The 21528-nt window shown below is 59.6% G+C and carries 16 protein-coding genes; 8 read left to right on the top strand and 8 right to left on the bottom strand.

Annotation, left to right across the window (positions count from 1 at the left end):
• The 4 genes from QRO95_RS20330 to QRO95_RS20315 all read right to left on the bottom strand — a co-directional run.
• Nucleotides 1–699 (bottom strand): molybdopterin molybdotransferase MoeA (locus QRO95_RS20330; RefSeq protein ID WP_285303359.1); only part of this gene is annotated, 699 nt, incomplete at its 3' end.
• On the bottom strand, nucleotides 699–1694 hold the full coding sequence (moaCB, locus tag QRO95_RS20325) for a bifunctional molybdenum cofactor biosynthesis protein MoaC/MoaB (protein WP_285303363.1): 996 nt from the start codon (nucleotides 1692–1694) through the stop codon (nucleotides 699–701). The genes QRO95_RS20330 and moaCB, both read right to left, overlap by 1 nt.
• Nucleotides 1695–1702: 8 nt before the next feature.
• Entirely contained in the window at nucleotides 1703–2743 is a 1041-nt protein-coding gene (gene moaA, locus QRO95_RS20320) for a GTP 3',8-cyclase MoaA (protein ID WP_239518981.1), read from the bottom strand.
• Between the two features lie 31 nt (nucleotides 2744–2774).
• Nucleotides 2775–5048: an FdhF/YdeP family oxidoreductase gene (locus QRO95_RS20315; protein WP_164171436.1), complete on the bottom strand. Its 2274-nt coding sequence runs from the start codon at nucleotides 5046–5048 to the stop codon at nucleotides 2775–2777.
• Nucleotides 5049–5525: 477 nt separating this feature from the next.
• Between QRO95_RS20315 and fdhD the strand changes: the two genes are divergently transcribed.
• The 3 genes from fdhD (at nucleotide 5526) to cydB (ending at nucleotide 8909) form a co-directional block, all read left to right on the top strand.
• Nucleotides 5526–6386, top strand: coding sequence for a formate dehydrogenase accessory sulfurtransferase FdhD (gene fdhD, locus QRO95_RS20310; RefSeq protein ID WP_404830372.1), 861 nt, complete (start codon nucleotides 5526–5528; stop codon nucleotides 6384–6386).
• 109 nt (nucleotides 6387–6495) lie between these two features.
• Complete coding sequence (locus QRO95_RS20305; protein ID WP_164171437.1) at nucleotides 6496–7884, top strand: cytochrome ubiquinol oxidase subunit I; 1389 nt, start codon at nucleotides 6496–6498, stop codon at nucleotides 7882–7884.
• 11 nt (nucleotides 7885–7895) lie between these two features.
• Nucleotides 7896–8909, top strand: coding sequence for a cytochrome d ubiquinol oxidase subunit II (gene cydB, locus QRO95_RS20300; RefSeq protein WP_164171438.1), 1014 nt, complete (start codon nucleotides 7896–7898; stop codon nucleotides 8907–8909).
• Between the two features lie 2143 nt (nucleotides 8910–11052).
• Here cydB and QRO95_RS20295 read toward each other — a convergent pair.
• The 3 genes from QRO95_RS20295 to QRO95_RS20285 form a co-directional block, all read right to left on the bottom strand.
• The gene (locus QRO95_RS20295) at nucleotides 11053–11502 is read right to left on the bottom strand and encodes a protein-tyrosine phosphatase family protein (RefSeq protein ID WP_164171458.1); all 450 of its coding nucleotides are present in this window, start codon (nucleotides 11500–11502) and stop codon (nucleotides 11053–11055) included.
• Between the two features lie 206 nt (nucleotides 11503–11708).
• Nucleotides 11709–12143, bottom strand: a complete 435-nt coding sequence (locus QRO95_RS20290; protein ID WP_164171439.1) for an NIF family HAD-type phosphatase — start codon at nucleotides 12141–12143, stop codon at nucleotides 11709–11711.
• A 95-nt stretch (nucleotides 12144–12238) separates the two neighbouring features.
• Nucleotides 12239–13039, bottom strand: a complete 801-nt coding sequence (locus QRO95_RS20285) for a hypothetical protein (protein WP_197598268.1) — start codon at nucleotides 13037–13039, stop codon at nucleotides 12239–12241.
• Between the two features lie 95 nt (nucleotides 13040–13134).
• On the opposite strand from QRO95_RS20285, the gene QRO95_RS20280 reads away from it, so the two are divergent.
• On the top strand, nucleotides 13135–13380 hold the full coding sequence (locus QRO95_RS20280) for a helix-turn-helix domain-containing protein (RefSeq protein WP_017354505.1): 246 nt from the start codon (nucleotides 13135–13137) through the stop codon (nucleotides 13378–13380).
• Nucleotides 13381–13812: 432 nt separating this feature from the next.
• Here the strand turns inward: QRO95_RS20280 and QRO95_RS20275 are convergent, their stop codons facing one another.
• A complete protein-coding gene (locus tag QRO95_RS20275) occupies nucleotides 13813–14640 on the bottom strand; it encodes a hypothetical protein (RefSeq protein ID WP_204304012.1) in 828 nt (275 codons plus the stop codon).
• Nucleotides 14641–15119: 479 nt separating this feature from the next.
• Here QRO95_RS20275 and QRO95_RS20270 point away from each other — a divergent pair, with 479 nt between their 5' ends.
• The 4 genes from QRO95_RS20270 to QRO95_RS20255 all read left to right on the top strand — a co-directional run bounded on the left by QRO95_RS20270 (nucleotide 15120) and on the right by QRO95_RS20255 (nucleotide 19488).
• Nucleotides 15120–15359, top strand: coding sequence for a hypothetical protein (locus tag QRO95_RS20270; protein WP_049399270.1), 240 nt, complete (start codon nucleotides 15120–15122; stop codon nucleotides 15357–15359).
• Between the two features lie 534 nt (nucleotides 15360–15893).
• Nucleotides 15894–16637, top strand: coding sequence for a hypothetical protein (locus QRO95_RS20265; RefSeq protein WP_164171442.1), 744 nt, complete (start codon nucleotides 15894–15896; stop codon nucleotides 16635–16637).
• Nucleotides 16634–18484, top strand: coding sequence for a hypothetical protein (locus QRO95_RS20260; RefSeq protein ID WP_164171443.1), 1851 nt, complete (start codon nucleotides 16634–16636; stop codon nucleotides 18482–18484). Before QRO95_RS20265 ends, QRO95_RS20260 begins: the two co-directional genes overlap by 4 nt.
• A complete protein-coding gene (locus QRO95_RS20255; RefSeq protein WP_332840906.1) occupies nucleotides 18484–19488 on the top strand; it encodes an ATP-binding protein in 1005 nt (334 codons plus the stop codon). The genes QRO95_RS20260 and QRO95_RS20255 overlap by 1 nt, the downstream gene beginning before the upstream one ends.
• Nucleotides 19489–21528 lie beyond the last annotated feature (2040 nt).

The following is a 21528-nucleotide window of genomic DNA, read 5'->3' as shown; positions in this document are numbered from 1 at the left end:
GAACGCGGCCACGTCGTCGCCCACCGTGCCCTGCCAGACCACCTCGGCACCGGCGGCCTGCAGGCGGCCGACCAGATACGGCCGGTTGCTGTCACGGATCTGGCCGGATTCCAGCGCCTGCGCCGCCTCGGTCACCAACTCCTTGCCGGTAGCGATCACTGCCGCCTTCGGCCGCGCCACCACCGCCACCTGGCCCACGCCGATGGCATGCAGCAGGGTGCGCGCATTGATATCCAGCACCTGCCCGGCCTGCAGCACGCGCTCGCCTTCGCTCACGTCCTGGCCGCGCAGGCGCACATGCTGGCCCGGCTTCACCGATGCCTTCAAGGCGATGCCGGTCGGGCGTCCCTCCTCGCTGGCGAGGATCTCCACGTTCTCGACCGGCACCACCGTATCCAGCCCGGACGGCATACGTGCACCGGTCATGATTTCCCATGCACCCTCGCCGCCTTCGGCGCCGGCATCGCCGGCCGCCTGCCAGCCCTGCACCGCGAATTCGGTACCGGCCTCGAACGCCGCGCCGTTGGCGCGCAGCGCGAAGCCGTCCATCGCCGAGTTGTCGAACGGCGGCAACGACTGCCCGCTGTGGATGTCACTGGCCAGGGTACGGCCGCCGGCCTCATGCAGCGGCAGGCGCTCGGCCGGCAGCGGCGTGGCTGCGTCCAGCAGGTGCTGCAGGGCTTCGCTGTAGGCAATCATCAGTGGCCACCACCTTCGACCATCGCCAGGGCATGGCCCAGTACCGGCGCCAGGATGTCCAGGCACTGCGCCGCCGCCTTCGGGCTGCCGGGCAGCGCGAACACCAGCATGTTGCCCAGCTGCACCACCTCGGCGCGGCTCAGCCAGGCCATCGGCGTGTGCTGTGCACTCAGTGCCCGCACCATCTGCGCCAGGCCATGTACCGGCCGCGCGTTCAGGGAACGCAGCGCCTCCGGGGTCAGGTCACGCGGGCCCAGCCCGGTACCACCGGTACACAGGCACAGGCGCACGCCCTCGGCGGCCAAGGCCTGCAGGCGGCCCGCCAATGGCTCGATGCCATCGGGCAACACCTCAGCGGCCACCACCTCGCCGCCCAGCTTTTTCAGGCCGGTCACCAGGGTCGGGCCAGAGATATCCTCATAGGTGCCGTCGCTGGCGCGATCGCTCAGCGTGATCACCGTGCAGGCCGCGCCCTCCAGGCCCTTCGGCGCACGCGGCTTGAAACGCGTGCGCTCGGCATCGTTCATGCCGTCGGGGTGCAGCCAGACACCGCGCTTGCCGCCTTCCTTGAACAGCAGGCGGATACCTTCGATGCGCAGGGCCGGTTCCACCGGCTTGCTCAGGTCGTACAGGGTCAGCAGCGCCGCGTTGACCCCGGCCAGCGCCTCCATCTCCACGCCGGTGCGCGCCTCGCTGGCGCACTCGCACCACACGCGGATCGCCTGCCGTTCCGGCACCGCCGCGCAGAACACCTGCACCAGCTCCAGCGGCAGCGGGTGGCACAGCGGCATCAGCATCGAGGCCATCTTGGCACCCTGCAGGCCGGCAATCTCGGCCATCACCAGCGCATCGCCCTTGGGCAGGCGGCGCTCGACGATCAGCGGATAGGCCACTGGACCGGCATGCAGCTCGCCCACCGCCACCGCACGGCGGCGGCTGATGCGCTTGTTGCGGACATCAGCCATGTGGAAGGCCGCATTCAATTCCCCACTCATCGTGTTGCTCATCCTCCGATCGAGGCCAGGTGCGGGGTCAGCCCGGTCTGGCCCTGGTGCAGTCCGTGCCCGGCCGCTTTCAGGCCAAGCTGGGTAGTGATGCGTACCAGCAGCGCGTCGTGGTCATCGTCGCGCTGCAGCAGCGGGCGCAGCGGTACCCCGGACTCGCCGAACAGGCACAGCCGCAGGTCACCCTTGGCGGTCACCCGCAAACGGTTGCAGCCCTTGCAGAAGTCACGCGAATACGGGGCGATGATGCCGATGCTGCCGCGATGGTCCGGATGACCGAACTCGCGCGCTGGGCCGGCATCGGCCGCGCGCGGGCGTTCGCGCCACCCGGCAGCCAGCAGCTGCTCGATCACCACGTCGGCGCGCAGGTGGTGGCGCTGGAAATAGGCTTCGTTGTCGCCGGTGCGCATCAGTTCGATGAAGCGCACGCTGAAGGGGCGGTCACGCAGGTAGTCCATCCACTGCGGCAGCTCGTCGTCGTTCAGGCCGCGCAGCAGCACCGCGTTGAGCTTGATCGCCGGCAGGCCCAGTGCCTGTGCCAGGGCCAGGCCCTGTTCGATCTCCGGCAGACGGTCATGCCCGGTGATGGTCTTGAAGCGTTCGCGCTGCAGGCTGTCCATGCTCACGTTCAGCGCAGTCAGGCCTGCCCGGTGCCAGCCCGGCAGGCGCCGCGGTAGCAACGTGCCATTGGTGGTGATGGCCACCTTGCGGATGCCCGGCACCGCCGCCACGGTGGCGATGATCTCATCCAGGTCCTTGCGCAAGCTGGGCTCACCACCCGTCAGGCGGATCTTGCTCATGCCCAGCGCGGCGAACGCACGCACCAGGCGCGCGATTTCATCCACCTGCAGGAAGCGCGGGCGGCCATCGGACTGGTAACCGTCGGGCAGGCAGTAGCTGCAACGGAAGTTGCAGGCTTCGGTCAACGACAGGCGCAGGTACGGGAAGCTGCGTCCGAAACCGTCGGTGAGTTGGCGTGGATGACCTGCCAGTGCGCCCTCACCTACCGGCTCTGGCGCCCGAATGAGCTCGGCTGACATTCTTAGTCCTCCCTACGACATGCCGGCGCAATCACTGTGAAATGACCACCCTGACCGGGATCGACTTCGCCGCGGGGGTACCACTGATGCGATCGAAGTAATCCAGAGGTAGCAGTGGATTGAGTTCAGGGTAGTAGCCCGCAATCGCGCCACGCGGCATCGGATAGTCAAGCACAGTCAACCCATCGACCCGCCGGCAGACGCCATCACTGGAGATCGTCTCGAGGCTCACCTGTTCCTCCTTCCCAATCCCTCGTGCTACTCGATCTTCCAGGTTCATGAAGAGGATCATTCGATCGTTGTACACACCGCGATAGCGATCGTTGTAGCTGTAGATTGTCGTGTTGTACTGGTCATGGGAGCGAACCGTGGCCAGCCGAAGCATAGTGGGATCCTCGACCAGGTCGTTCACTTCAAGACCCGGCAACACCAGAATATTGGCCTTTCCGTTAGGTGTCGGCCACTCACGGCGGCGCGGCGGAATGTCCAAGTGGAAGCCACGCGGCGCCTGGATCCGTTCATTGAAGTCTGCGTAGATGCCGGGATAGACCGCCGCGATCAGCTCACGAACATGGTTGTAATCGTGCATGCAAGCTGCCCAGTCGACCTTGCTGTCCGGCAGTGTCGCCATTGCCATGCGGCACACGATCTCAACTTCCGGAAGAACATGTTCACTCACAGGCTCCAGCACTCCACGGGATGCGGTGACATTCGACATGGCATCCTCGATGGTGACAAACTGCTCACCCAGCGGGGTATGGATCCACTCCGAGCGCGCCACCACCGGTAGGATCAGCGCCTCCTTGCCATGCACTAGGTGGCCACGGTTGAGTTTGGTGGCGATGCCAACCGTAAGCTCAAGACCACGCATTGCCCTGTAGGCAATTTCGGTATCAGGAACAGCATGGATGAAGTTCCCGCCCATGCCGATGAAGACCTTGGCGGTTCCAGCCAGCATCGCCTCAATAGACTCAACCACATGGTGCCCATGTTCGCGCGGCGGTTCGAACCCGAACACGTCGCGAACTTGGTCCAGGTAGCGTTGCGTCGGCTTCTCATCAATGCCGACGGTACGGTCGCCTTGCACGTTGGAATGGCCGCGAATAGGAGCAATGCCCGCCCCGGGCTTTCCGAAGTTGCCGCGTAGCATCAGCAGATTGGCAACCTGCTGCAAAAGGCGAGATCCTTGCTGGTGCTGGGTCAGGCCCATGCCATAGCAGATAATGGTCGCACGGGAACGGATGTAGATCTCTGCACAACGCAGAATCTGCTCCTTCTTGATCCCGGACACTTGGACGATCTGGCTCCACTCCAGGGACATCACGTCTTCACGCAATGCCTCCAGCCCGACGGTGTGCTCGGTCAGGAATTCGTGATCGAGAACAGACTCGCCGGCCGCTTCCCGCTCGAACATAGCCTTCATGATGCCCTTGATCAGGGCCAGGTCACCGCCGATGCGAATGTGTACAAATTCACTGGAAATCGCGGTGGAGCCAAACGTGGCCATTTGCACGACGTCTTGGGGCTCGGCAAAGCGAATCAGCGCACGTTCCGGCATAGGATTGACCGCGACAATTGGAGCATTACGCTTCCGCGCCTCCACCAAGTTGGACATCATTCGTGGTGAGTTGGTGCCTGTGTTCTGGCCGATGACGAAGATGGCCTCAGCATGCTCAAAGTCATCGAGCACGATAGTGCCCTTGCCGACGCCAATTGCCGGCGGCAACCCCCGGCTGGTCGGCTCGTGGCACATGTTCGAGCAGTCCGGGAAGTTGTTGGTTCCGAACTCGCGCACGAAGATCGAGTACAGGAACGCGGCTTCGTTCGGCGTCCTCCCCGAGGTGTAGAACTCAGCCTCATGCGGGCTGGACAGGGCCTGCAGGTGTCGCCCGATCAGCGCGAAGGCTTCATCCCAGCTACAAGGAACGTAATGGTCGGTTACCGGGTCATATCGCATCGGCTCGGTCAATCGACCCTGCATCTCCAGCCAATAGTCGGACTGCGCCATCAGCTCCTGGACAGTGTGCTCCGCGAAGAACTCACGCGTGGCGCGATGCTTGGTTGCCTCCCATGCCAAGGCCTTCGCACCGTTTTCGCAGAACTCCAGCTTCTTGGTGTGATCTGCATCCGGGAAAGCGCAACTGGGGCACTTGAATCCCCCAGGCTGATTCATCGACAAGAGCGCTTTAGATCCCTTGGCAATGACGCTCTGCTGCATCAAGACCTTGGCGGTTGCACCGGCGGCACCCCAGCCACCGGCAGGATGGTCGTAGGCTTTGTAACGGGGGATCTTCTGCTCTGACATGACAGGCACTCGCAGCATGCAATTGGGAGTGGGAAAAGTTAAGCACGCGACGCCCGCCCCTTCCACGGACAGTATGTCCACCCTGCCCAGACAAGACGTCCGGCGTACACGCCGGGCCTCGAATCGAGGCACTGGTGTCCGATACGAGCGCCTCAACGGACCCGAAGCGCTCATCCTGGCCCTCACCACGAACAGGTCTTCACGCCACTCACCATCGATTGTAACTATCTAATTTATCGGGCGTTTTCTAGCTACAGACACCTGTAGCGGACAGGCGGACCACAGCCCCTCGAACAGAATGTCGGATCAACTCAGCCAAACTGTCCATCTGCGAACATTTGTAAATTTTGACCGCAGCGGGGTGTACGCCTTGGGATACTCTCCGCACTGTCAAACCACTAAGAAGTCCCCGACCCGAGGGACCCTGCACGCCCAGATCATCGTTACCGGCTTCCCTCACCGCCAGGCCTCATCTCCATGCAAGCGCCCAGCCCAGTACCTGCCAACGAGCCCTGCGGCATCGCATATCGAAGAACCCTTCGGTGGCGTGGTGGCGAGCGCGGCTCAATCATGGACAGCGTTGCCGAAGAAGTGCCTGTCGCGATGCTCTACAATGACAATCCTTTCTCGGTGATGATGGCCAGCCCAACGGATCTGGAAGACTTTGCGCTGGGCTTTTCCATGACGGAGGGAACAATTTCTGATCCCTCCCAACTTCTCCGGATTGAAGTGAGGCCATCGCTGGAAGGCATTGAGCTGGCGATGGAAGTCACAGATAGTGCGCCCATCGTGTCAATGCCCAAGGACGCCACCCGCAACCTACCCGGGCGTAGCGGTTGCGGGCTATGTGGAGCTAGTCGACTGGAGCAAGTGCTCAGAATGCCTTTGCCAATCGACCGACCCACCACCTACTCCGCCTTGGCGCTACGCGTAGCGCTGTCCTCGCTAAAAGGGCTACAGCCAATGAACGAGGCTGCCGGCTCAACCCACGCAGCAGCGTGGGCTCTCCCGGACGGAGCTATCGAAGTGGTACGCGAAGACGTAGGCAGGCACAACGCACTAGATAAGCTCATTGGTGCAATGAGGCGCTCATCGACTTCAACCAACGAAGGTCTCGTGCTTCTATCTAGCCGTGCTAGCTACGAAATGGTGAGTAAGGCCGCCTATGCAGGCATGGCGATCGTTGCAGCGGTATCGGCACCCACAGCCTTAGCCATAGATCTCGCAAAGGCAGCAGGAATCTGTCTTGTCGGCTTCGCGCGCTCGGATGGCTTCAATATCTATTCACACCCCCAGCGCCTACTCGATTTGGAAGCTGCACACCTAGCAGCCGTATGACGCCAGATGACGCCTGCCGTGCAATAAGCAAGGATCTCCGCCGATGAAATTGCCAAGCACGATCGGAACTTGAGCCGCTAGCCACCACCCACCCCCTATTGGGATCGTTATGGACGCCCTCCTCCTTTCCCGAATTCAGTTCGGCTTTCTCATCAGCTTCCATGTGCTCTTCCCTGCCTTCACCATTGGCTTGGCCAGTTGGCTTGGTTTCGTGGAATGGCGCTGGCTTCGAACCCGCAACCCGGTGTGGCGGGATCTGTTCTTCTTCTGGCAGAAGATCTTTGCCGTGTCCTTCGGCATGGGCGTGGTAAGCGGTATCGTCATGGCGTTCCAGTTCGGCACAAACTGGCCTCGTTTGAGCCAGATCGCCGGAACCGTAATCGGCCCCCTACTGACTTACGAGGTCCTGACAGCCTTCTTCCTGGAGGCAAGTTTCCTCGGAGTGATGATGTTCGGATGGGGGCGAGTATCACCACGCCTGCACTTCTTTTCCACATGCATGGTCGCACTTGGAACGCTCTTTTCAACGTTCTGGATTCTTGCCTCCAACAGCTGGTTGCATACGCCTGCGGGCTACGAAATGATCATCGGAGTGGTCCATCCGGTTGACTGGTTCGAGGTTGTGTTCAATCCATCGTTCCCCTATCGACTGGCCCATATGGCAATAGGTTCATTCATAACAACCTGCTTCGTGGTGGGTGGTGTTGGCGCCTGTTACCTGCGGCGTAAGGAGCACGTCGAAGCCGGCCGCAAGATGCTTGGGGCGGCTGTGATATTTGCGGCCATTACCGTTCCTGTTCAGATTTTCGTGGGTGACATGCATGGTCTGAACACCCTCAAGCACCAGCCGATGAAGATCGCAGCGGTAGAGGCTCACTGGCATCAGGGCCAAGAAGGTGAAGGAGTTCCGCTGGTCGTCTTCGCTGTACCAAATGAGAAGGAAGAGCGGAACGATCTTGAGATCGCGATTCCGCGTGTTGGCAGCCTCATCCTGACTCACTCCATGGATGGAACCTTCGCACCGCTGACATCCGTACCGGCGAGCGAACGACCTCCGGTCACGCCTGTGTTCTTCGCATTCCGGATCATGGTTGGGATAGGCACCCTCATGCTACTGCTCGCCTGGCTTTCTGCTTTCACCCTGGCCCGCCGTAAGCTGTTCGATTCCGGGGCCCTGCTGCGCGCTTGGAACTGGATGCTTCCAAGTGGGTTCGTTGCTTTGGTGGCCGGCTGGTTTGTCACCGAGATGGGGCGCCAGCCTTGGATTGTCTATGGCGTTTTGCGAACGGCTGATGCCGTGGGACCGCAAACGGCCTGGATGACAGCGATCTCACTCGCGGTCTATGTCGCTGGATATGCGTTCGTATTTGGTTGGGGCATCTGGTATCTGGTCAAGATCCTCCGACATGGCCCACATGCCCAAGACGGAAGTCCGTCGCTAGAGGGTGGTGATCGCACACCTGCACGGCCTATCTCGGCCGCTGATCAATCTCTCTGAGGAACGCTGACATGGACTCGATGACCTGGTTGCCCATCGCCTGGTTCGCCGTCATCAGCTTCGGCGTCCTGATGTACGTCGTCCTCGACGGCTTCGTACTCGGTATTGGCATTCTCGCGCCCTTTGCCGAGGATGAAGAGCAGCTCGATGTGATGATGAACACCGCTGCCCCAATATGGGATGGCAACGAAACCTGGCTGGTGCTCGGCGGAGCCGGATTGCTAGCAGCGTTTCCAACAGCCTATGCAGCGCTTCTTTCGGCCCTGTACCTTCCAGTACTTCTGCTGCTTGTATCATTGGTTTTCCGGGGGGTCGCCTTTGAGTTCAGGTTCAAAGCCCATCGCTCCAAGAGGCTTTGGAGCGTGGCTTTTGGCCTTGGCTCGCTTCTGGCCGCGTTCTCTCAAGGAGTGATTCTTGGCACGGTGGTGCAAGGCGTGCCAATGACTGGTGACACCTACGCTGGCGGGCCATTCCTATGGTTCAGCCCCTTTGCCATGCTTACCGGAGCAGCCTTGGTTGCCGGCTACGCCTTGCTTGGAGGCACCTGGCTAATCTTGAAGACCGAGGGGCGAACCCACGCACTTGCCAGGCGCCTGACCCGCCCCCTGGTGGTCGCCGTGATCGTGGCCATGGGGCTCGTAAGCAGCTGGCTGCCGTTCCTTGATCTGCGACTAATGACTCGCTGGTTCAGTGACGGGAATTTCTGGTGGCTGTCCCCCGTCCCCCTTCTTACGCTCGCCGTGGCAGTGGCGCTGTGGCGCGCGGAGAAACGCCCCACTCATGATCTTGCCCCTTTCCTACTGAGCCTGTCGTTGTTTGTCCTGGGCTACCTAGGTCTCGTACTCGGCATGTGGCCGTACCTGCTCCCGCCCGGATTGACGATCTGGGATGCAGCAGCGCCAGTGTCGTCGCTTGGCTTCAGCCTGGTCGGCTTGGCGGTCATGCTTCCGGTCATCCTGGGCTACACCGCCTGGTCATACCGCGTTTTCCGCGGCAAGGTGAGTGCGAGCACGAGCTATCATTGAGCGTGATATACCACCCATTCGCCTGATTAGCCAATACGCCCGGCCTCCCAGAATCGTGTATCGCCCTAAGACACACAGGATGTGATGAATGAGGCCTTCAGCCGACCCTGAATCGTATGCCTTCGGATCGAACTGACTTGAAGGAAAGTCGATGATTCACGGTGAGGTGGTAGAAGAACGCCTCACACCAACGAAGCCGCCTAGAAAGAAGGACTACATCATGTATGGGGCCGCTACGAGATAGCCACCTGACAAGAGTGAGTGGGTCCCTTCCCGACAGCATGGGGCTAAGTAGCTCAACAGTAGAGCCTCTGGCCAACGTGCAAACCCACGGCCGTACGGATCTTAACCATAGGTGGAAGCCCTCCCGCTCAAGCCTACGCCTTTCAGCAAGCTCCGCTCTGAGCTGACGCCGGCGAACTTGGCGGGCTATCTCCAAGTGTGGCGAGTACTCCCCCTTGCCATGATAGGCAACCTTCAGGACGTAGCCCCGGGCCCTGGTAGGAATCGGTGAGTACGAAGCTCGAACACGCGCAAAGAAGTACCCCGCGAAAACGGCAGTTGCGACGAGAACAACATGAAGTTCGCTCGGGGCGATACGGTATCCACTCGCGGTGAAGAACTGGACGCAAACAAGTCCATCACAACCCGTAGGAATCAACGTTCGATACAACGTCGTCCCGGGAACATACAAGAGAAAAATGAAGCCATAGGCGCACCATTTCCAGCAATGAACTCGCTGATCCAGCACCGGCTCCCAACTGAGCTCTCTTTTGGGGCGGCGCAGAACGTAAGCGCCAATGAAGAGCAGCGAAGGAACGCCCAATAGCAGCAGCAGGTCGATGATCTTCTGAATTGAGTACATGGCAGGGTACTTAGAACGTCGCTCCGGAGCTCCTGGGCAAACGGGATGCCATCGACTGGATTCGTGGCCGGGACGACCCGCCAGGAGTCTGGATAGGGCTGTATCGGCCGCGCGACATGGAACTTGAACCACTGATTCGTCCATGCTCAATGGCCTACTCGCGCTCCTCGGCATAGCACGGCTCCCCAAAGAACCTAGAACACCGCTGGAGGAAGCGACGGGACTTTCACTCACAACTCCAGCGCAGCCACGGACAGCAGTGTGGCGATATCTGAAGATCAGATAGACGCGAACTCGCCTCGCTGCTATGCTGGTGAGCTAGGCGAGCGATCTGAGAGACAAGTGGCCTATGTTGTCACCCAACCGACCCTCATTTCGCATTGGCCAGAGTTGGACGATTTCGTTCGTTCAATCGGCCCGTTCTTAGCCTGCGCCTGGTGCGCACTGGAGCGCTCAAGGACCGTAAGCGGGCCTGTTGCCGCCGAGGGCTTGGCCTCAGCCGCACTCGATACGCTTGCCTCACTTCGCGTACTGCAGCGCATTCCCATCGCAGCCCCCAATTCCGGGGCGAGGTCCTTGTATGAGCCTCTGGCATGGACCTATCAGGCCGCTTGGTCACGTCAGGACGTGAGTCTGGAGGCCAGGTTGACCAGTACGCTTACCCGATGGGCTGCCGAATGCCCGTCCACTGCCAAACGGACCTTGGGAACCTCGCTCGCAGAGAGCGAAGCCCGTGCATACCTGGCCAACCTGCTACGCAAGTATCGGCTATCTCCCACGCTGGGCAATGGCCTGAGATCGACCCAGCTCCCGGAGTGGAATGCACTGAGCTTGGGACGCAAGAGGTATGTACTGTGGGCCGGCATGCGCAACGTTGCGTCGGAGTTCCTGAAAGCTGATCTGGACGAGGAGGCCGCCCGTCGGGTACTTGATCGAGAGATCAGCAGGAGATGCACTTGGCTCGTTAGCCGAATTCAATCGGGAGCACTTGACCCGACTGACTTTTGCTTCGTGCCAGGCCATGGCTGGCGTCAGCCGTTGATCTTGGACGTGGCAATGGAGACCTTTATCCCTCTGGGCAGACAGTACTGGCTGCAGCCAAGTAGCGACTGGAGGCTTTAGCGGATACTCTCCGCGCCGCGTCCACTAGTGGGCGCGCGACCCAGCGAATCCGGTGTCAGCGGTCAACTAGATCGCGTAGGTATCGGTGGCGCCAATAGCCAGGGCCTGGCCTTGAACGACTGATGAGCTCGCCACGCGTTTGATCTGGAAGGGCAACTACGAGCGCAGTCCCTGTGCCCATTGCTGCAGGAACTCCTCCTGGACAGCGGTCTCGATGGCACCCGGCCTGACACGTCGCACCGAGCAAATGGCAGCCTGCGCTGTTCGCTCAGCCCCTGACTGCAGTAGAAGCATCGCTGCGACAGTGCCGGCTCGCCCCAGCCCACCCTTGCAGTGGACCACAATGCGCAGGCCCGAATGCAAACTCCGAACGAGCATTGACCCCAGTACTGGCCATCGTTCGAGCAACCTCTGGTCAGGCGCTGCGCCATCCGTGATTGGAAGGCCATGCCATGAGATGCCCTGCCCTTCAACCACTTGAGGCAAGCACTCGATCCGCAACTCACTGAACTCCCACGGCTCGAGTAGCGTAATCAGGTGGCTGGCTCCCCAACACTGAATCACAGAGACATCCACATCGATGTCTCTCGCCCATGCCCCCGTCATCGCAACTTCTTGGTACTTACCTGGCGCGAAGGTCACACCAATTGCCCCTCCCCTTTCGCCAACCGGGAGTTCCGCAATAGCTAAAGGGTGGGTCAAACTTGTTCGAATCATGTCGGATCTCCTGAACGACGGCCCATTCCTATGTAGCAACCGGCCCTGCTGGCTGGAGGTGCTGCACCCGCCAAGCCACTCACTAAGCACACCAACTACAACGGAACAACAAATCGTTCCTTCAGCATCTCGAGGGCCACTTCCAAGCCGACGTCATCCGCGTCATATGGAGCGCCGAACAAAGAGACCTCAATCCAATAGCGCTCCTGCCCCGGATGGATGTAGTCCGAGTGATCGTCCAGCAACAGCGCTGCCCCCAGGATCGGAGACACATACCGGAGGTCCTTCGTTGCCCCTCCCCAGAATGTATATGGCAACTCAGCGAACCAACTTGGCACGCCCCCTTCCTCGACCAGCAGCCGCGAAATCCTGCGAAAAGCTGCCTCAGGGACCGTGGTGTAGATGACCAGATGCTCAAAGAGTTCATGAACGGCCTCAAGGAACTGATAGAGCCCTGGGCGTGGAATCTGGCTGACCGCATTTGAGATCAGCGTCCCCTCGAGATCGAGAGCAAGGATGGTCGGTCGCATTGAGCGCTAGGATCCTCATCAGCAGTTGGACACTTGGATCTGGAGCGTTCCGCGCTGCGCTTGATCATCGGACGCAGTTGCGGAACGCCAATGAGTCAGATATCTGAGAACTTCTCGGCTTGCTTAAGCTGATTCTCCAGAGACTGGATCTTTTCCCTATAGTTGGCAGCTATGTAGGGCTTGTCATTGAAGTCCAAAGCCGTCTGAGGAATTAGTTCGAGCTCGACTCGCGTTGAAGACGTTTGTCGAATTGCCAGTGTCGACCACGCATCATCACCTTTTACGAAGCCAACGTTGAAGCGCGCCGTGACGTCGTGGTTCGGCTTGAGGCCATCAATCGATCGGAAGTCGCTGTGCACCCGCGACTTTGCCGTGGGCTGAGCTTCGCCATTGATGTAGAGCGTCGCCGCCCAGCTGGCCTGGCTGAGCGCCAAAGTTGAGCTATTCGCAATTCGCGCCTCAATGACCGGCTTCGGGCCAAAGAAGCTGTCCTCGATCCGTAACGTTGCGCCACTCGCACGCACTCTTTCTAGTTCGGTGATCGTCGGCCGCTGCGCGTTGGCCTGCTCCTGCAGAGCAAGAATTTCTTTTGGATGGGCATCCCTAATCTGCTTGATGTGCCCCCTAACCACCTGTCTTATAGATGCATTCGGGTAGGCCTTGTTCAGCTCAGCCAGATCAAGGCCGGCAACGGCCCAGTTGAAGGCATCCCGCTCATGGGCACTCAGCTCGGCGTCGATTGCGTCAATCGACGCTCGGTATTGCTCCTGCGTGCCGTCAGTGACCATCTTCCTGTCTACTGGACCGCCGCAGGCGGCAACTAGGACCGTCAGAGCAAGCAGCAAGCCCTGCCTGCCCCAGCCAGCTGCGTCGCGTCGACATTGTTCTTTGATCATGCCCTTCCCCTGTCAATGAGAAGCACAGGATATCTGGTTTTTAGATATCGGAGAACTGGATATAGCTTCTGAAGCCGCTCAACCAGGGTGCGGCCGTGGCCAAGACAATCCATCGCAAGGAATACGCCGCCCTGATTGAGACCGTCAGAGACGCGCGCTTGGCTGCTGGCCTTACCCAAGTACAAGTGTCCAGCAAGCTGGGGCGCAGCCAGTCGTTCATTAGCGATGTTGAGACAGGGAAGCGCAGGGTTGACGTCGTGGAGCTTAGGGACATAGCGCGCCTGACAGGCCTATCCCTGGGCAAGCTCATTGCCGACTTTGAGAAGCGACTCAAAGACTGACTTTACTGAGCTAAGGCTCAGTCTTCTTCAGATGCGTACCGCTAGGCTCACACCTAGTGCCCACCCCACTCTCCCGCCCAACGAGCATGCGACCACTTTGAGCAAATGGCTTCTTACCAGTTCTGGCTATACAGGACTGGCTGGTCAAGTGGTGGCCTCCAGCGCACTATCCGAGCTAGCGGGGAGAGCATTCATAAGCCCTGTCGGCGCGCTTGACTGACGATTCCTTCGTAATAAGAGATTCAGCGCTTCAAGGAAATCCTTCTGGGGCGATCTCTTTGTACTGGCCATAGCTTAAAAGGCTCGGCATGCATTGCAGAACCAGCATGCGCATCTCCCCGCAAGAACACTGACCTCCACCCCGCGGCTAGCGTTGATACCTCTCCCTTGTTGACGCCACTTCAAGATAACGAAAGATCCTGGAGGCGCATCTCACGGCTCATCAACCATGGGACGCGGATGCTCAACGTCAACCAGCATGTCGACAGAACGCATGAACTTCAGAAGCACTGCGCCCAGAGGCTTGATGCGGGTGTAGGGCGAGCTTCCGATGCTAGAAGTGGGCAGGACTTCCGCCACGCATGCCGCTACCGGACTGATTGGCGCAAACTGCTTGAGAGTTGCAACCTCGCCGTGACAAACATCCTCCGGCACGTCCAGCAGCCCAAGAAACAGGTCGTCAATTGCGTCTTGAGTCGGCAAAGATCCGCCGAGCTCAGTCCCAGCCAGCTGCGCGAATGCTCCTTGCCTTGTCAGATCATTCACGAAAGCAAGATAGTGCGAGTGAAACTGGGCGAAGAATGTATCCACCCCACCTGTGCGAGGAGTCACCGGAAGCATGCACGGATAGTCATCTGCGAAGAATACCCCCTTCGCCGAATTGCTACTAAACGCGCTGGAATCCGTATTGCCAAGTGGAAACCCAACATCCTTTGGCAAGAGCGATCCCCTACGAAGCCTGACCACTCGCTGCTCCATCAACAGCTGGATTGCCGTGCATGCGTCGGGGCGCAATCCCCAAACAGCACAAAAACGAATAATTGCCCAGCGTAGTGCATCCCGGACATCTACTGCGGTCTCGAGCCTACCGCTGTCTATAGCTAACAGATAGTTACACGCACACAGGCCTATCGCGTCCAAGGAGCCACCTTCGGCCACGTTGAACATGGACTCCAAGGCATCTACCCGACTTGGCGCATAGCTGCTGAGGCCAGGGAGATTGTGATGAGAAGCCACCAGGCGTTCGGTGATGGACGGCATCAGTAGCCCAAGACGCTCCATTAGTGATCGACGTACGCCCCGCAATTGCTCCGCAGTGGGAGCCTCTGTGCTGCAGATCATCCAGATCGGATGCTCGAAGGCCTCCTTTGCAGCCGCGAACGCTGGATCCCCATGCACCGAGTCAATCAAGTATCCACCAGGACCGCGTAGCTTCCCTGGATGATGCCCCTTGCTGAAGAACCGGTAGAAGGATCGGGGACGACCGTTGGCCGCTTGCGCGTGTATATCGAGCCCAACTCTAGGCAAGAGCAACTGATCAAGATCATCCCAGGTCAGTCGATCGCCATGCAGCCTTCGCACAACGCAGGCCCACACGCTATTGCGGACGACCAGCGCCACGTCTGTTGGAATCTTGCCACGAGGCATACTTATGGATCTTCTGAAGCGGGACTAAAGAATCCCCTAGAACTGGCTGCAATTGTGCATGATGGGGCCCAACGGTAGCTAGGAGTTGCGTCATGCCTATCCAGAATCCAGAAGCAGCAGTCTCCACCGAACTCAGTCGCGAGCTGCTAGAGCGGCATGGGGAGCTCATGGGCGGCAGCGACCTCCAGCGGAACCTTGGCTTTCCAAACGGCCGCACCTTCGGCCGAGCCGTCCAGCGTGAACTTTTGCCGGTTCGCACCTTTCCGCTGCCAGGTCGGCGGGGGTTGTTCGCCAAAACGCGAGATGTCGCTGAGTGGCTGAACTCGCTGTAATTCCTGAGCACGCGAGCTGAGGCCGAAGCCAAAAGGCCCGCACCACTTCTGATCTGCTGAAACTCACCTGGGCGCACAGTGCGCCCCTGAACACGGCTTGACGCCAAAACTCCAGCTTCGAAGGAGGCATTTAGCCCCCCAGCCCATCAAATCTCCGACCCCGGAAATGAAATCGCCCCCGCAGCAACGGGGGCGATAGCCTCTCGCCGGAGCGAGAGGGGGTGAAGCTCTACGATAACGAATGTAGGCTCCCGCAATTCCGACTTCGTGTCAAGCGGCAAAGCTGCTTGAGCGGGCATCTGCGCGCTCCGACTGCCATCGTATGGCAATCGGCACGGCGCCCCATGCCCGAAATCCCCAATGACCCTGCTGGCCATTGCCGCCAGTACCGAGCCTCATTCTCCGAGGCCAACCGGGAAGTCGATCGATGAAGATCCAACACTCAGCTGCCCATGCATTGAGTCATCCCTCAATCGCGATTGCGCAGCGCCACTCCTCGACCATGCGAACTGCAGTTATCCACAAGGAGGCAGCATGAGCAACCACGCGACCAATCCCGTGAGCCCGTTCCAAGGCGTAGCGTCTGCACGCGCCTCCGACCCGCTCCACAATGGGACGGATCGACCGCTGGCCCCCCGTGAACTCACCGCTGGCCAGATCAAGAGGGGGGACATCTTCACCTTCTTTAGCCCGAAAGAGAACCGGACGGTTACCGTACACGGCCCCCTGCAACTCGCGCTTCGACTGCAATTGGAGTTTGATCCATCAGTGGCGGCCGTGACCGAGAGGCCTCGGTCCATCCCGGTAGGACTTGACAGCATGGAACTCCATTTCTGGTTTCAGAGGCGCGGAGGCCAGGAGATCTATGCAAACGTCATTCCGAATTCGCAGACAGTACCCGGCGTGGATGGCAAGCGTCGTCCTCGCGAGCTGGACCGGCTTCGTTCAGCAGCCAAGGATGCAGGCATCTCTTTGTGGCTAATCACGGAGGACGAACTCAAGGCGCCCGGCGGCAGGAATGAGCTCTGCTACCAACTGCTCGGGTTCTGCCAGTCAGCCAAGGATCTGGGGAGCAGCCTGGCGTTGCGACAGGAAATCGCCGCGACCATCGAGCGAAGCGGCAGCATCAGTGCAGATGAACTCATCCATGAGCTCAGGCACCACCCTCGAACTCACATTCAGGGGGTCGTGGCTGAGTTGCTTCACGTCGGATTTCTGGCGACCGATGCATTTCCTCGAATGACGGGGCGATCAAGGATCTGGAGGGCCGACCCATGAGTTCCAAGTTCAATGCCGTCGACCTCGAGTCGATCCGGGCAACTCCAAGGCCAAATGGGATCGTACTTCCAGCTGATCAACAGTCGGAATTTCAAGCCCGCCTGTCCGCACTCACCAGCGTCCTTGATGGGGCAACCTTGGTCGACGCAGCCCTTCGATGGGGCGTGCCGCGAAATACCCTCTCTCGAATGATCCGGACCGCACTGCTCTTCGACGAGAGCGGTCATCGAGTCGGATACCGAGCCTGCATTCCCTATGCGCGATTCAGCGTGTCAGATCGCAACAACTCGGTCGTCCCCGATAGTTCACATCCGTTCGCCATAGATGCTGTCCTGCAAGCGATCCCCGAACTCGGCGATGCAGTCGCAAGATTCAAGGGTGCCTTGCCAACACAGTCCAAAAGGAGCCCCGCGTTCGACAGGCTGCATTCCCAGTTCGTGAAGGTGCTGACTGGGAAGGGCTTTCAGGCCATGTATCCGCTCAACATCCGTGACAAGGGAAGACGAGCACTGACCTCCCTCATAAAGCGCATACGAGGCACAAAGAGCGAAAATGAGATGCTCTTGGCTGCGGATGAGCCTACTTCCACCCGAATCGAGAACCTACTCAGCATTCGGCCATTTGATCGAGTTGAGTACGACGAGCATTCCGTCGACATCGACGCATGGCTGGCCATGCCGATGGCGGACGGCTCATTCCGGCTAGAGAAGATTAGTCGGATCTGGCTACTGGCAGTTGTTGATGTCGGGAGTGGCGCCATCCTTGGATGGGAAATGGTGCTTGGCCGGAAGTACGAGCAACACGATGTAGTCAGCCTGTTCGCGAAGATCATGAGCCCCTGGCAACCAAGGGATCTGAGCACGTCGAACTTGAGCTACTCGACTAGTGCATGGATGCCGTCGATCTACCTAGTGGATGAGGTAGTGATGAGAAGCGCAATGATCGCAATGGACAACGACTCATCCCATCACGCCAAGATGACAGTCCGAAATCTCATTGATCATCACAAGGGAATCCTGCACTTTGGACGATCCGGGATGGGCGAAGGTCGCCCCTACATCGAGGCTCTATTCAAGAAGATTGAGAATGGCCTGCTGCGCCACATCGCCGGCGGCTTTGCTCCCGCAACGCAAGTGAATGAGCGTCAAGTCACTACAAAGCTTGACGGGAAAGACCACCCCATCCTCGTGGAGGTCTTGAAAGACCTCATTGACACCTATGTTACCTCGCACAATGTGACGAGCCGGTCCACTCGCGAACCCAGGTCGCCCAAGCGAATCATTGATGAGCATCTGGCATCCGGGGAGTGGGTGTGGCATGCACCTGGCACCGAAGATGACGTGAGAAACATGACCGTTAGGCGGATGAAGGTGACCATCAGAGGCTCCAGAAGGAGTGGTGTACCTCCCCTCGTCTATCTCGACCACGCAAGGTACAGGTCACCAACACTGTCTGGACAGTGGCACCTGATTGGGCAGTCATTTGACGCTACCTACGAAGACTGGCGAGACATTCGCAAGCTGACCCTCTGGAGAGGCGGTAAGCGTGTACTCACACTTCACGCTCTCGCCCCATATGCGAGCGTGGCCCACACGCTGTCGATCAGGAAGCGCGCGGCACGCTGGGCGAAGAGCGACGCGTCACGGGAGCCCGGTAACTACTGTGTAGCCGACAACATTGAGGCCTATCACGCAGCCGTCCGATCGGCGGCCGCTGGCGTCAGGGACAGCGCCTCGCTCATGGCAGCTGGCGATGTGCCCAAGCCACCTTCCACGACCAACAGTCAGGGGCAAGGCTCTCCACTGATGGGAATCCGCAGGGCCACGTTCAACACGAGGCTCCGCTGATGAAGGCCCCGGCGAGCCTTGAGAACCACCCAATGCACGCGCGACATCGCCCCAATATCCAGACTCTCCCCTTACTGCGAATGGCATCTGGCTTCGCCACGTGCCTGGAGTACGGGCGGCCGAGCCTGAGGATCATTGGCGATGGCCGGTGCGGGAAGTCAACTGCCACGCGAATACTTGAAACCACCACTTCTTGGCGACCATTTCCTATTGGATTCCTCCGGATGGTCGTCGGAAAACCGACTACCCCTAGCGAAGGCAACTTCTTCCGCGAGGTCATCCTTGGACTGGGTATGAGGGCAACAACCGTAGCCAGCCCACAGGATCTCCTCCTCAGGATCATCCGGGCAATTGAGCAGGAAGCCGCTAGAGCATCGGCCGACGTGGTCGTGATTGCGATCGATACGGCTGAGCAGCTCACGCTCAAGGACTATGCCCACCTTGCAAAGCTTCAGAACCACTTCCTCGGATCATCAGTGCAACCGTTTTTTCTCTTCATCCACCAGAGCAACAGCGTGATTGGAGGCGCAGACGATCTTAGTCAACTGGCGCCGCCACATCTGTATGGCCGATTCTTTGTCGACAGCCATCCTTTTACCGGGCTTCTCTGGGACATCCCGACGGAGGACGCTGACGTGCAGGACGCATGTGACGTCGCCTTGGCATTTCGCCAGCTTGACCAAGTTATGAGGTGGCCGGACGAGGGAGGAAAGACCTACACCGAAGCATTCGCACCCTATGCTTACAGCGTTGGCTGGCGCCTTGAGAAGGAGACCGAAGCGATACGCGAACGAATTGAGAACCTTGCCAATCAAGGCAACTATCCCGTTCCCAAGGATTGGCTCATGGCCTCCTTCAACCAGTTTGTCTACCACCTACTCACCAAGATCGCTGCTGGGCGCAACGATTTCGAAGGGCTTACTACCCAGCACATTGATGAAGCTCTCCTGCGCAGCGCATACGCCGGCTTCGAAAGCTCAAGAAATAGGGCCGTAGGCAAATGAGGAGCGGCGCTCAGCTGGTCGGAGGCAATCTCCGACTTGTTCCATACCAATCGGCATTTGGCTGCGTCGCGAGGCTATCGCGACTGAACCAGGCCAGGCGGGTCACGGAGTACTCACAGCTCCTCGGAATCAAGCCAAACAGACACATCAACCTGCTCTTGAGCCTGACGACCTCGCAAGTACAACAAGAGGCGCTCTCTACAACCCTTGGGATCGAGACTCCGCCCGAGTGGGACTTAGCGGCGTGGTATCCGTTCATGACTGACGACCCGAGACTGCCCTCCCATCTCAGGTTGAGGTACTGCCTTCCATGCATCAGACTCGGGTATCACACCACACTGCATCAGCTGCCCTGGATTTCCACGTGTCCTTGGCATGGCGTTCGCCTGCGCCAGAATTGCCCACGATGCAATGGATTTCCGGTGACAGTCGCCGGCACGCCCACGAAGTTGCTCACCTGTGCGTGCGGCTTTGACCTTATGAATGAGTCAGCTTCCGCCTTGCAGAGGCAGCCCCACCCCACTGCTGCGGCGTACTTACAGGCCTACCTCAACTGGTGCGCGGAGCAAAGGCGTACAAGTCGGCTGATCGTAACTCCAGGAACGCACATTGATCCCAGCAGGATTTCCAGCCTTGTGGACCTCCCTCCTGGCCTGGCGCTACGCCAGGCCAGGAGGGTCTGCAACGCTAAAAGGTACAGACTCACGACACACCTAGACCAACAATCACCACCAGCAGGCGCAGACACAGCACGACGCGCAAGCCATACGGACCTTGAGGACGACTCAGACCCAATCCTCCGTCACATTGACCAGAATGCGGCCAAAGGTTCCCGACGAGGTCGATCAGATCAGTCCTTTAGCCATCAAGGTGAGCGAATCGCCGGAGCTCAGGATCAGCCGGCTCCGGATGGATGGAGCAGCTACGCCGCGACGAGGTCAGGTGGGCGCTATCGAGGTATTCACCCCAACCACTTGAGCTTCGTAGATGAGCTCTTGGACAAGTTCAGCCATTCCAGCCCACGACTGGTGGGCAACGCGGAATTCGATCTACGAGTGAGATTGGCGGTGCTCGCCCAGGGCTACGCGGAGGGCATTCTCCTCTCGGAGCATGAGGGCAACTTGAGCGCGCTTCCGGAGCGCTATAGATCGCCCGCTCCTATTGCAATTTTGCACACGAGCCATCCACCTGAATTGCGCGTGGCGTTCGGATAGCACAACCCTGAGCAAAGGCATCGATCACCCTTCCCTAGATTTCTGACGCGCGGCTCCGCTGCCGAGATGGTGAAGCCGCCTGTTTGCGCCTGGAAATGGACAGATGGGAACTTGCCCCCCCCCTGGATGGGCCAGCGCCCTAGCCTTGCCGTCGACCGACTTGGCCCGCGTCGTGAAGGCTTTGGGTGCCAGCCCTCGGCCTGCCCAAGTCTCCCCGATGGGTTGGGGGCCACTCTGCCGGGCTCTCGACCTTACAGCACCCAGTAGCGACCTTCTGGGCACGCGCCGGCTTGACGTCGATGACCTCCCCGATCGAATCGGCCCCATCTATCCACCCCTCCCCCTCGCCTAGGGCCGGAAGATGGAATCTCGTTGACCAGAAATCCATGCTGAGCGCCGGTATTCGGTCGAGCAAGACTTGAAACTGAGGCGGCGACTGGCCGCTGAGAATACTCTTGCGTGGACTCATCGAACCATCGCCGCCAATTTGCTCAGGATTACCGAGGACGACCCGCCGCGCGCTTGCGCGATGGCCCAGGGCGTCAGGCCTGCAGTCGCGCAGTCGCGCAGGAAGCCTGCTTTCGGAAGACGCCTCTGGATTTCACCCGTCTCGTGACTAGGTCGAGGCGGACTCAGTGAGGTCACTTTCTTGGCACAATTTACAGATGCTTCAACTTGGGGCGTCACGCGCCCGACTTGTGCAACACTCGGTGTCAGCGAGCCAGCGCGATGCATGCTCGATCGCAGCCCTCCCCCCCCCTATTCCGCGTCCAGCCCGCAACGCGAAGCGGGACTGACCGAAAGGCCGAAATTCGTCGCCGAAAGA

It is taken from the genome of Stenotrophomonas maltophilia group sp. Smal13 (genome assembly GCF_030236855.1).
Lineage (GTDB): Bacteria > Pseudomonadota > Gammaproteobacteria > Xanthomonadales > Xanthomonadaceae > Stenotrophomonas > Stenotrophomonas maltophilia_A.
The sequence above is the reverse complement of the archived record's forward strand: the minus strand, read 5'-3'. Positions and strand labels throughout refer to the sequence as shown.

Coding starts and splice junctions, on each gene's coding strand:
- moaCB (WP_285303363.1), bottom strand. CDS start 1,694: ATGAGTGGGGAATTGAATGCGGCCTTCCACATGGCTGATGTCCGCAAC.
- moaA (WP_239518981.1), bottom strand. CDS start 2,743: ATGTCAGCCGAGCTCATTCGGGCGCCAGAGCCGGTAGGTGAGGGCGCA.
- QRO95_RS20315 (WP_164171436.1), bottom strand. CDS start 5,048: ATGTCAGAGCAGAAGATCCCCCGTTACAAAGCCTACGACCATCCTGCC.
- fdhD (WP_404830372.1), top strand. CDS start 5,526: ATGCAAGCGCCCAGCCCAGTACCTGCCAACGAGCCCTGCGGCATCGCA.
- QRO95_RS20305 (WP_164171437.1), top strand. CDS start 6,496: ATGGACGCCCTCCTCCTTTCCCGAATTCAGTTCGGCTTTCTCATCAGC.
- cydB (WP_164171438.1), top strand. CDS start 7,896: ATGGACTCGATGACCTGGTTGCCCATCGCCTGGTTCGCCGTCATCAGC.
- QRO95_RS20295 (WP_164171458.1), bottom strand. CDS start 11,502: ATGACGGGGGCATGGGCGAGAGACATCGATGTGGATGTCTCTGTGATT.
- QRO95_RS20290 (WP_164171439.1), bottom strand. CDS start 12,143: ATGCGACCGACCATCCTTGCTCTCGATCTCGAGGGGACGCTGATCTCA.
- QRO95_RS20285 (WP_197598268.1), bottom strand. CDS start 13,039: ATGATCAAAGAACAATGTCGACGCGACGCAGCTGGCTGGGGCAGGCAG.
- QRO95_RS20275 (WP_204304012.1), bottom strand. CDS start 14,640: ATGCCGTCCATCACCGAACGCCTGGTGGCTTCTCATCACAATCTCCCT.
- QRO95_RS20270 (WP_049399270.1), top strand. CDS start 15,120: ATGCCTATCCAGAATCCAGAAGCAGCAGTCTCCACCGAACTCAGTCGC.
- QRO95_RS20265 (WP_164171442.1), top strand. CDS start 15,894: ATGAGCAACCACGCGACCAATCCCGTGAGCCCGTTCCAAGGCGTAGCG.
- QRO95_RS20260 (WP_164171443.1), top strand. CDS start 16,634: ATGAGTTCCAAGTTCAATGCCGTCGACCTCGAGTCGATCCGGGCAACT.
- QRO95_RS20255 (WP_332840906.1), top strand. CDS start 18,484: ATGAAGGCCCCGGCGAGCCTTGAGAACCACCCAATGCACGCGCGACAT.